12 protein-coding genes are annotated in these 10,400 nt (G+C 28.9%); all 12 read right to left on the reverse strand.

The features are described from left to right. Window positions 1–10: 10 nt before the first annotated feature. Window positions 11–1,285 carry an MFS transporter gene (locus tag G534_RS0103390; protein ID WP_027347869.1) on the reverse strand — a complete coding sequence of 425 codons (1,275 nt, stop codon included), beginning with the start codon at window positions 1,283–1,285 and terminating at the stop codon, window positions 11–13. Between the two features lie 162 nt (window positions 1,286–1,447). Further along, on the reverse strand, window positions 1,448–2,314 hold the full coding sequence (locus tag G534_RS0103395; protein ID WP_027347870.1) for a Cof-type HAD-IIB family hydrolase: 867 nt from the start codon (window positions 2,312–2,314) through the stop codon (window positions 1,448–1,450). Then, window positions 2,314–3,048: a 2-dehydro-3-deoxy-phosphogluconate aldolase gene (gene dagF / locus G534_RS0103400; protein WP_027347871.1), complete on the reverse strand. Its 735-nt coding sequence runs from the start codon at window positions 3,046–3,048 to the stop codon at window positions 2,314–2,316. The genes G534_RS0103395 and dagF overlap by 1 nt, the downstream gene beginning before the upstream one ends. Continuing rightward, a complete protein-coding gene (locus tag G534_RS0103405) occupies window positions 3,045–4,163 on the reverse strand; it encodes a DgaE family pyridoxal phosphate-dependent ammonia lyase (protein ID WP_027347872.1) in 1,119 nt (372 codons plus the stop codon). The genes dagF and G534_RS0103405 overlap by 4 nt, the downstream gene beginning before the upstream one ends. Beyond that, window positions 4,153–5,271, reverse strand: coding sequence for an amidohydrolase/deacetylase family metallohydrolase (locus G534_RS0103410; protein WP_027347873.1), 1,119 nt, complete (start codon window positions 5,269–5,271; stop codon window positions 4,153–4,155). The genes G534_RS0103405 and G534_RS0103410 overlap by 11 nt, the downstream gene beginning before the upstream one ends. Then, window positions 5,271–5,933, reverse strand: coding sequence for a DUF4310 family protein (locus G534_RS0103415; protein WP_027347874.1), 663 nt, complete (start codon window positions 5,931–5,933; stop codon window positions 5,271–5,273). Before G534_RS0103415 ends, G534_RS0103410 begins: the two co-directional genes overlap by 1 nt. Window positions 5,934–5,946: 13 nt before the next feature. Next, complete coding sequence (locus G534_RS0103420) at window positions 5,947–6,663, reverse strand: DUF4311 domain-containing protein (RefSeq protein WP_027347875.1); 717 nt, start codon at window positions 6,661–6,663, stop codon at window positions 5,947–5,949. 12 nt (window positions 6,664–6,675) lie between these two features. Next, window positions 6,676–6,960, reverse strand: coding sequence for a DUF4312 family protein (locus tag G534_RS0103425; RefSeq protein WP_027347876.1), 285 nt, complete (start codon window positions 6,958–6,960; stop codon window positions 6,676–6,678). Continuing rightward, window positions 6,953–7,312 (reverse strand): SFCGS family glycine-rich protein, encoded by a 360-nt coding sequence (locus tag G534_RS0103430; RefSeq protein ID WP_027347877.1) that lies wholly within the window; start codon window positions 7,310–7,312, stop codon window positions 6,953–6,955. The genes G534_RS0103425 and G534_RS0103430 overlap by 8 nt, the downstream gene beginning before the upstream one ends. 1 nt (window position 7,313) lies before the next feature. Then, on the reverse strand, window positions 7,314–7,655 hold the full coding sequence (locus tag G534_RS0103435; RefSeq protein ID WP_027347878.1) for a hypothetical protein: 342 nt from the start codon (window positions 7,653–7,655) through the stop codon (window positions 7,314–7,316). Between the two features lie 14 nt (window positions 7,656–7,669). Beyond that, window positions 7,670–9,478 (reverse strand): BglG family transcription antiterminator, encoded by a 1,809-nt coding sequence (locus tag G534_RS0103440; RefSeq protein WP_027347879.1) that lies wholly within the window; start codon window positions 9,476–9,478, stop codon window positions 7,670–7,672. Window positions 9,479–9,746: 268 nt separating this feature from the next. Further along, window positions 9,747–10,292, reverse strand: coding sequence for a GNAT family N-acetyltransferase (locus G534_RS0103445; protein ID WP_027347880.1), 546 nt, complete (start codon window positions 10,290–10,292; stop codon window positions 9,747–9,749). Window positions 10,293–10,400 lie beyond the last annotated feature (108 nt).

Here is a 10,400-nt window from a genome sequence, read left to right on the forward strand (position 1 = left end):
TCCTTTTAAATTACTTCACATTCTTATTTTTATATTTCTTGGCTCTTTGATGTGCAATATACCAAAGCACTCCTGTCAATATAGCTAGAACAATATTAACAATCCAAGCAATATAATATGAAGTTGATCTATCAAAAATAAATGACACAAATAAAGGTCCTATAGCCGCCCCTATTTGCATACCTGATTGCACGAAACCGTAAGCCTCACCATACATTTCCCTATTATAAATAGAAGAAGTAACTAATGGAGGTATAACTGTCCCCATTGCTAAACCAAGTCCAAAAATTACTGCTAACGCCCATGGCCCCCAAGAAGTATCGATAAATAACATAGATACAAAACTTAGTGATAATGTAATTGAACCAAATATCAAAGCTTTATAAATTCCAAATCTATCGGCGATTTCTCCAAGCAATAATTTCCCAAATACACCTATTAATAAATATATAGAAATTATAGAACCTGATCTTTCTACACCTAAAGCTTGTTGCAATGCTGGTGGAAATTGTAAACTAGCACCATTTGCAAGTCCATTAGTTATAGATCCTAAGATTAAAAATATAAAGAAACTACAAGTTATTGATGCACTTAAACTTAATCCGACTTCTAAAGACTTGCTTACTTCTCCACCTAAATTTTCTTTTTCAATTTTTTCTTTTTTCTTAAATCCGTAAGGTTTCATTCCTCTATCTTCTGGTTTTAAATAAATAAGGAAAATTCCAAATACAATAGCTATTACCAGTATAATAAGGGAATACATTCTATATGATGTTCTCCATCCATAATTAGATATAACCCTACTGATAAGTGGACTCAGTATAGCTCCACCTGCAGATATACCTGATACTGCAATTGAAGTTGCAAGCCCTCTCTTTTCATAAAACCAGTTATTTATCATCATCATTATAGGAATTGATGTAGTCGCTATAAAACAAACCCCAACTACAAAAGCAGATATGTAAAAATGATATTGATTTTGTGCTAAAGAAAAACCAAATACCCCTGCAGAGAACAATATAGCAAAAGCTGTCCACAATTTCTTAAAATTATATTTAGTTAAATAATATGACGCTACCGGCCCTAAAAATATACCTACCGCTTGAGTTATAGTCCCACTTATGGAATAAGCGGTTCTAGAAAATCCTAAATCCTCTGTTACAGCAATCTGCCAACTATTGGACAGAGATGTTACTATCGGAACAAAAACTCCTAAAACTATTGCTGAAATAGCTAATATAAACCAAGCGTAGTGGATACCACCACCATTTTTATTATCTTTCATTTAATCACCATGCTTTCTTAAAATCTAACACATTTAATATACCCAAATTTTGGGGATTGTAAAAGTTGGGTGGGAATATTTTGCAAAAAAAAAAACACAATCTCTATCTATTAAAATTAATAAATAGAGATGTGTTCTGCTAGGCTAGCTTATTAGGAGTTTTTATAAACCATTAATTATTTTAGCAACTCCATCATCGTCATTTGAAGGGGCTATATTATATTTATTATTCTTGTTATTTAGTTTTGAATTTTTCATAATATAAGAGTTTTTAGATAAATTCAACATACTAAAATCATTTTCATTATCTCCAAAAATGTATACATTAGTATTATCCGGTTTAATTTGTTCCAGAATATATTGTACCGCTTTACCTTTTGAAATGTTTTTAGAAGTAATATCTACTTGTCTTTGACCACTAAACTGAATATTATATTCATTAAATCTTTCTGAATTAATAATTTTCTCCTGTATAGCAATCAGCGTTTCATGGTCATGACAAATAGCAATTTTATTTATTTCATGCTCTATTTCTGAAATATCACTAATCATTTTTTGAATAGGATAACCATCTCTAGGGTCTGCTAGCCAGCTATATTCTCCACTTGTCCAAGGATAGTCTTCTGGCAATTTCATTTCACTTCTGATTTTCACTTTTAGATTATATATATTATCTGAAAGATATGTGTAAATAGCATCGTCACAATAAAATTTTATTTCAGCGTCAAAAGTTTTAATAAAATTGAATATATCTTTTATTTCAGTCATATCCATTCTTTGAATAATTTTTCTTTCATTATTTTTGAAATTATATATACTTAGTCCATTTACATCTACTAAATATCCATTAAATATATCCATTTTTAACTGCTTAGCAATTGGCATCATTCTTAAATAACTTCTACCGCTTGCTAATATTAAAATATTATCTTTTTCTTGAAAATCAATTAATGTATCAATAGTATATTTACTTAATCCACCTAAAGAATTTACTATTGTACCATCAATATCTGAAACACAAATTTTCACTATTTTGTTACTCTCTTTATAATTTCATATAAAGTTTCTACATCTTCTAATTTAGTTAGATTCGCTTCCTTATCAATAATTGATGAGTATACATGCGGAATAATTTTCTTTACTCCAGCATCAATAACTGTTTGTAATATTTCTTCAAAGTTATTTAAATTTATTCCACCTGTTGGTTCTAATCCCAAATCATTTTCAGCACAAGCTTCAGCTAATACTTTTAATTCTTCAATAGCTTTTAACCCCTTCATAGGGAAAAACTTGATAGAATTAGCTCCACTTTCTTTAGCCATAGCTATTGCAGTCTCAACCGGAACTATAGCATCTTCAAAGTTTCTACTTAATTCCCCAGTATTAATCTTTACAAATCCTGGTTTGCCTGATGGTGACATCATTGAATTGATAAAAGGTTCATCACTTCCAACTAAAGCTCTTGTATATCCAACAGCTGTAAATATTTGATTGATATGTTTAGGCTTAATAGCTGCAGACACTTCTGCAACTTTTTTCCAATTAGATGGATCTCCATTTCCTAGTCCCACAGATATATTGTTATCTACTTCTTTTTGATATCTTTTCATATCATCAATCGCTTCTTCTACTGTATCATAACTTGCTGTCAAAATACCTAAAGCTACGTTACCTTCTGTAATTTCATTAATTTGTACAGCATTTTCAACAGATTGTGTTAGTACATTTAGACAAACTTTATCATTATAAAAATTTAATGTCATTTATTTCCTCCTATTTCCTTTACAGCTTCATATATTATTAGTAAATCATCCTTACTACTCAATGGTCTTGGATCAAAAGAAAGATTTCCCAAATTCAATTCATGCTCTCTACAATAGATTGCAGGATTTGATTCATTTAACTTTTTGTTCAGTGTGAAAGCATTCATTCCGAATTTATCTTCATCTACATGTAATTTACATCTAAAGATTTCTCTTCCCGCTTCATCCTGAATGATCTTAGCAGACAAACCTTCAATATCATTGAATTTTTCTGTTAAATCTTCTAAATCATTCTTTGTAACTTTAGATTTATATCCATTATTTTTTACATATTCTTCTACGGCTGCAACTAGTCCAAATATGTTTTCTTTACCAATTTTCATGCTTCTACCTATGCCATAATATTGTTTTCTCATATTTTTAGCGTTATCTTTATTGTCACAAAGCACAAATCCAGATGCTGGACCGGATAAAGCCTTGGCACCAGAGTAGATAACATAATTAGCTCCCATTTTATAATATTTTGTAAAATCCTCTTCTGCCGCAGCATCAATAACTAGAGGAATATTATAATCCTTTGATAGTTCAACCATTTCTTCTATACTTACCATATTTTTTTGAACAGCATGATGACTTTTTACATAAAATAAAGCAATAGTATTTTCTGTGATATATCCTTCAACATCTTTTTTTGTGACTTTATTTGCACTTCCTGCATCTACGACTTTACCACCTGCAGATTCAATCATAGTATGAATAGGAGCACCGTAATTTACATTATGTCCCTTAGGGATTATAACTTCTCTTTTATCTATTTTTTCTTTGTTTAAAATTAAATTTTCAACTAAATTATCATTGTCTTTACATAATAAACTAGCTATAGTAAAAGCTATTCCTGCAGAAGCACTACTTGTAACTACAGCATCTTCAGCATTTAATAAATTAGCAATTTCTGCTCCAGATTCTGTGTAAAGTTGATCTATATCGAAATAATTACTCGATCCGTAAATCATCATCTCTTGAACATAATTTGACTGAGTTGATACTCCGAGTTTTGTCATTCTTCCAGAAGCATTTATTACTTTTTTTAGTTTATCCTTAAAATTAGTTTTCATATTTAACCTTATAACTTTCACCTTTTATATATACTCCGACCATTTTAACGACCGAATGCACATGTATTATTTCTTTTTGACTGTCTATTAAATCTTTTTCTTCATCATCAATCTTGAAAATGGTTAAATTCGCATCATTTCCATTTTCTAAAGTTCCTAAACCTTCTAATTTTATCATTTTCGCTGGATTAATAGTAACCCAGTTAATTACTTCATTTAAATCAAAACCTAATTCTAAAAATTTATTAACTACATTAGCCAAGCTATACACCGGACCATCTAAGTTATATTTATGCAAATCAGAACTCAAAGAATCAGGATAGAACGAATCTTTTTTAGCAAAGTTTGCCACAGAATAAGAAAAACTATCTTGTCCATGACCTACATCATATTTTATTCCTTCTTTTCTTTTGCTTAGCATATATGGTTTGATTTTATTTTCTTCAGTTAAAATATTTCCAGGTTTTCCGTGGAAACAATGAGTAATTATGTCATCTTTTCTTAAATGTCCCAACACTTCTTCATATGTTGGAGGATAATTTCCTATATGAACCATTATTGGCTTTCCTGATTTTTCTCTAATTATCTTAGCTTTTTCAAATGGTGTTAGAGTATCTTCACCCATGACACTTGAAGATGCTCTAACCTTTAAACCAACAACAAAATCACTAAATTCTTCCATCTTTTCTAAAGTCTTTTCAATATTAACATTAGACGGGTCCTTAAGTTCATGTCTATCTCTTAACCCTGTAGAAGCAATATTTATCCATGATTTAATAATGGTTTTTTTAGTTTTAGCTAATTCATAGAATTCTTCAATATTAGATTCTCCACTTGAACCAGCATCACATATAACTGTTACTCCTGATTCAACTCCTACTCTGTCCGCTTCAGTACTAATATCTGTTTCATTTTCAAAAACGTGAACATGTAAATCAATCCAACCAGGAGAAACATACTCTCCATTATAATGTGTTATATTATCACAATCTCCATTATATTCTTCTACAATGTCAACTATTTTTCCATCGTCAATTACTATATCAACTTTTTTTAAGTTTAATTTATGACTTTCATCCACTAAAACTAAATTTTTTAATATTTTCATTATTGTGTAACTGGTAGTTGTCCACCTAACAACAACCAAACTCCCCCTACTATCATTGCTCCAAGTATTGCTCCACCTACCATTGGTTTCTTGTATTTATAAAATATATATGAACCAATTGTAGCACCTATACCAACTGGAATATTATATGCAACAGCACTTAATAATACCAATGGTCCTAAAGCTTCACCTGATCTGTTTCCTGCTCCCATCATTATAGATGTTGCACCAGCTAAAGATAAATTAGGAGCTAATTTTCTGATTACAATTATCAATCCACCAACTAACGCACCTAATACAAATCCAGTTAATAAAGCTAATGCAAAGTTTTCAATTAAGATTCCCATACCAACACTTAATATTAAAGCTGGAATCCCAACACCAATACCTGTCATTAAAGATCCACCAATATCTAAAATACCAACTAATGGACCTTCTAATATACGAGCTAACAAGAAACCTACAGCAAACGCTGCTGGAGCTGCATAATCACCTGTTTTTTGTCCAACTCTTAACATTTCACCAATATAAATTTCATTCATAAGACCTGTTCCATTCACTAAGAACAAGTTAGTTGCACCAACAACTCCAGCAGAAGCAAGAGCTAATAGTAAAATAAATGCAATATCTTTTTCTAAAAAAGCCGAGAATTTCTTTTTCATTTATTACCTCTTTCTATTTAAATAAATCAAATAATTTCACGTGGAAGTCTCTGAAATATGCAATTAATAAGATCATTACAATTACAATAATAAACATTGAAATTGTACTTTTATCTTTCTTACCTTTTTCTTCAACTAATGATCCACATAATATCCCAAAAATTATACCAGGCAATGAGTTTCCGGATATAATGGCCATAATACCACCAAATATAATTGCCCAAATTCCTATAGTTTGTCCAGCATCCATAGCTGCCCATAAGAATAATAATGGCATTACATAATTAATCATATTTGTAGCTGCTGGTGTTAATATGTCCTTAGCCATAGTAGCTAAATCTACTGGAATCAATGAAGCAGTAGTGTTTAAGAATAGTAATACTAAAGCACCTATAATACCACCAACAATAAACATTTCTGTAGTTGCTGTTTTATAATCTTTATCCTTCTTCAAACCTACAAGTGCCGCTGCCCAGTTCGGAATTACTCTATGTAAAACATCTTGTGTAAGTGAACCAGTTCCTATTGCACTCGCTGCTGAAGTTATGAAAAATCCTAACCCAAATGAGAAATGAGAAACAGGATCACCATTACTTGCATTTAGTTCTCCTAAAGTTCTAAACGCCCCCATACCTTGCACTTGAGGAGCTCTAAACATTCTTGATGCTCCTGCACTTATTGCTGCACCCATAAGGAATCCAACAATTATCGATTTTAAAATTATTTCCATATTTCCCTCCTATTATATTTTTAAATATGAAATATTAATTTTTACTCTTAATTTAAGAGAAATTTCTTCTCTTATTCTTTTTGAAAAAAAATATAGAAATGCTTCTTCAGTTTTATTGACTTTCTTATCTACTAAAAATACATTCTCTGTTGAAATTGTAATTATAGGATAAGGAATTTTTTCCATTATTTTTTTTCTCATATCCTTAAACGCTTCTTCAACAGCCTTGTTTATATTATCCGCAGTCCCTAAGCATTCTAATTCTATATTTTCTTTAACCAAAACTTCTTTATTCATTATTTTTTTTCCATTCTTGAACCAATTTTCTTCCTAATTCTTCTGTATCCATAAATCCAAATCCAAGAACTTGATTACCTTCTTTTAACGCTCTTACACCAGCATCAACTGTTCTTAAGTGATGTTGTGATTTATATCCATATTTATTTTTTGCTGTAATAGCTCCTGCACCACCTGATCCACAAAATGAAATTCCAAAATCAGCATTATTTTCTTTCATCACATCGCCAACTTTCATATCAGCAGCTACACCTTCTATTACAATAGCTTCGCCACCTTCTTGTTCTATTCCCTTCTTTACTAGGTCTCCTTTTCCAAGTCTATGTCCTATAACAACTAATGGTCTTCCCATGCTATACCCCCTGTATCATTCTTTGTGTGTAAATACTTAATAGTTTCTTTTCAAAATTATTAACATCAAAATTTCTTATCTTATTCATTTCTGAAATATATTCATCTAATAAATCTTTTGCTTCTTTTGAAATTTCATCTAATTCATCCATTTCTAAATCATTTTGTTCATCATTATCTATTCTTTCCAGTAAAGTAATTAAATGATTCCAAAAAACTTCATCTAGAGTTTCTTTATTTATTTTTCTTGATAAGAAAAACTCTTCTGTCTTTTCTATTTCATTTGTATATTCTGAAATATTTTCTATATTTTCAGATAATTGTTTGTAAATTGACTGTTCCATAAATCTACCTCCTCTCAAATTATGTATTGATAAAATGCGTATTTTTCTTGTATATTTAATTTTGTATTAAATTTATTTTCTAAATATTTAAAAAATTCATCTAATATATTCGATACTTTTGAATGTTGTTTTTCTATTTTTTTCATCTCTTCAACAAACTCAAAATCATCTGGTTCTTGTTCTAATATTCTTGGTATTGCAAGTATTAAATGAATAGTGAGCCCCAACATTTTTTCTTCATTGACACTGTATTCTTCTGGCATATCTAAAATTGAATCATACAGTTTTAGAAATACATCTGAATATAGTTTTGTAATACTCTTATAATCATTACTAATCTGTATGTTTTTTTCTTCTGAAGAATTCACAGGAATACTTTGTGCAATATTACCATAATCCATGTAGTCTCTTATTTTTCTAATATCATTTCTTCCTAAGAATGCAGATACCACAATCACATCTTTATTTGTTAATGGCAAATTAACAGTGCTAATTATAAAATCTATATCTTCAATATCTTTATTTGAAATAAAATAATGTGACGATAAATTTTTTATTATTTCGATATTACCAAAGACATTCTCTAATCTCGTTTGCAACAATCTAGCTAATCCTCTACCTGTACCACATACAGTAACAACTCGATATTTTTTATTTTTCTTTTCTTTTTTGTTTTTGTAAAGATATATAGCTATATAACTAATTTCTGATTCAGAATAAGATAAATTCATATCTTCCATAAAAATCTTATATCCTTCAGCTGCTAGCTGGTAATATTTCGGATAATCATTTTTTATTTCTTGCAAAATTGGATTTTCATCTTCAATAAATCCAGTTATATTTCTCTTTAAGAATTGACCAAGATGTCTTGAAATATCTTTTCTAAGAGTATCAAGGTCTAATTTATCAATTTCGGATTTAGAGAAATACTCCATCATTCTATCTATAGATTTTATAAAGTCTGAATCCGTTATTTCTTTCGGATCAATAAAAACACCTTTAGAAATTATAAAGTTCATAAATAATAATATTTCTTTATCATCAGCTTCTATATCAATTATTTGCTTTACAATCTCTTTAGAATATTGATATTCTTTATTTAATAACTCTTTTGAATACTTTTCATTTACATCAGTTTTCTTTTTAGAATATCTAACATGTGAAATAGCTAAATAAACCAATTCTGAAACATAAGCATAGTTTGATATCCAAATATTATATTTTTTATTTAATCTCTTTAACTCTTTTATAATCTTCTCAATTAAACTTTTGTCAAAATACTCAGATAAAATTTCCAACACCTGCTCGTTGTTACAATCTTGATTATTTCTTAATATCTTTTTTACTAAATATTCCGTAGATATTGTCCTTATTTCTTTTTCCGTATTGTTAAACTTTACTTTTTTATCTTCATCAATATATACTTCTAAAACATGTGATTCATTTAATTTTTTTATTAAATTCCTAATTGTAGAAGCACTGAAATACATTTTTTCACTAATATCTTCAATTGATAGACTTTCATTTGACATGCACATAACTAGTACTAGCTGTTCAATTCTTTTAGTAGTTATGTCTTCATTCTCTTCAAATAAATTAATGATGTTTGTTTTATCTTTTGGCTTAATATAATATCCTTTGTTTTTCTTATTCTGCATTTGAATATTAAATTCATTCTTAAGATATTTTCTTATTTTTGAAATATCATATCTTATAGTTCTAAGACTCACTTCATATTTCAACATCATTTGATTACTATCAATTGGAAGCGGAGAATAATACAAATCTTCTAAAATATTTAATTGTCTTTCATTTAATTTCATATCTCCACCTTGATTTAAATTATAGCAAAGGATTTCATACGTAAGTATAAACATTTTGCACTTTCATATTCTACCGTGCAAAAACTAATAAAATATCCATATATATATTATTTTATTGAATATATATATCTTTGAATTCGTCTAAATTTGAATCTTTTTTAAGATTTTTCACTTTATAAAAATATTTGTATTCCAAATAAAAAAACACCGTAAGATTAAACTTATGATGTTTTTGCACATTTGTATTCTATTTTCATTTACTAAACATTTAATGTTTTAATTTTAAATATCTTTCCCTAGTTAGCTTAGTAAAATTAAAATCGGTTATTTTATCTATTAATTTTGCTTGTTGATTTTCGAAAGTTTTGTAATAAACAAATCCTAATTTTTCTTGAGTTCTTTTAGACTTTTCATTTCCTGCAAAATAATTGGCCCAGATTACATTCATTTCTAAGTCTTCAAAGGCACGATGAATCAATCTTTCTCCAGCTTCTGGGACAAATCCATTTCCCCAGTATTTTTCACCAATCCAAAATCCTATCTCACATTCGTCTTTCGTATTTTTATTAAACATCTTACTTTTCATTTTAAGCTCTATTGTACCAATAGCTATATTGTCTTCTTTTTTACATATAGCATAGCATTCTGATCCAGTAAGAATATTTTCTATAACTGATAGGCTTTCTTCAAGGTTTTTGTGAGGTGGAAAACCAGCCATTAAAGCTACATTTGGATTATTTGCATTTTCGTATAGGCTTTTGGCGTCTGATTTTTCCCAGGGTCTTAGGATTAGTCTTGCGGTTTTTAGTATCATATGTTTTCTCCAAAAATATATTTATGTTAAATAATATTATACATTAATATTCCTTTTTATCTCTAAAAATATTCAAATAAATCTGAGTAACAGTAGATTAAAATCTAA

The sequence above is a fragment of the Helcococcus sueciensis DSM 17243 genome (assembly GCF_000423145.1).
Classification (GTDB): domain Bacteria; phylum Bacillota; class Clostridia; order Tissierellales; family Peptoniphilaceae; genus Helcococcus; species Helcococcus sueciensis.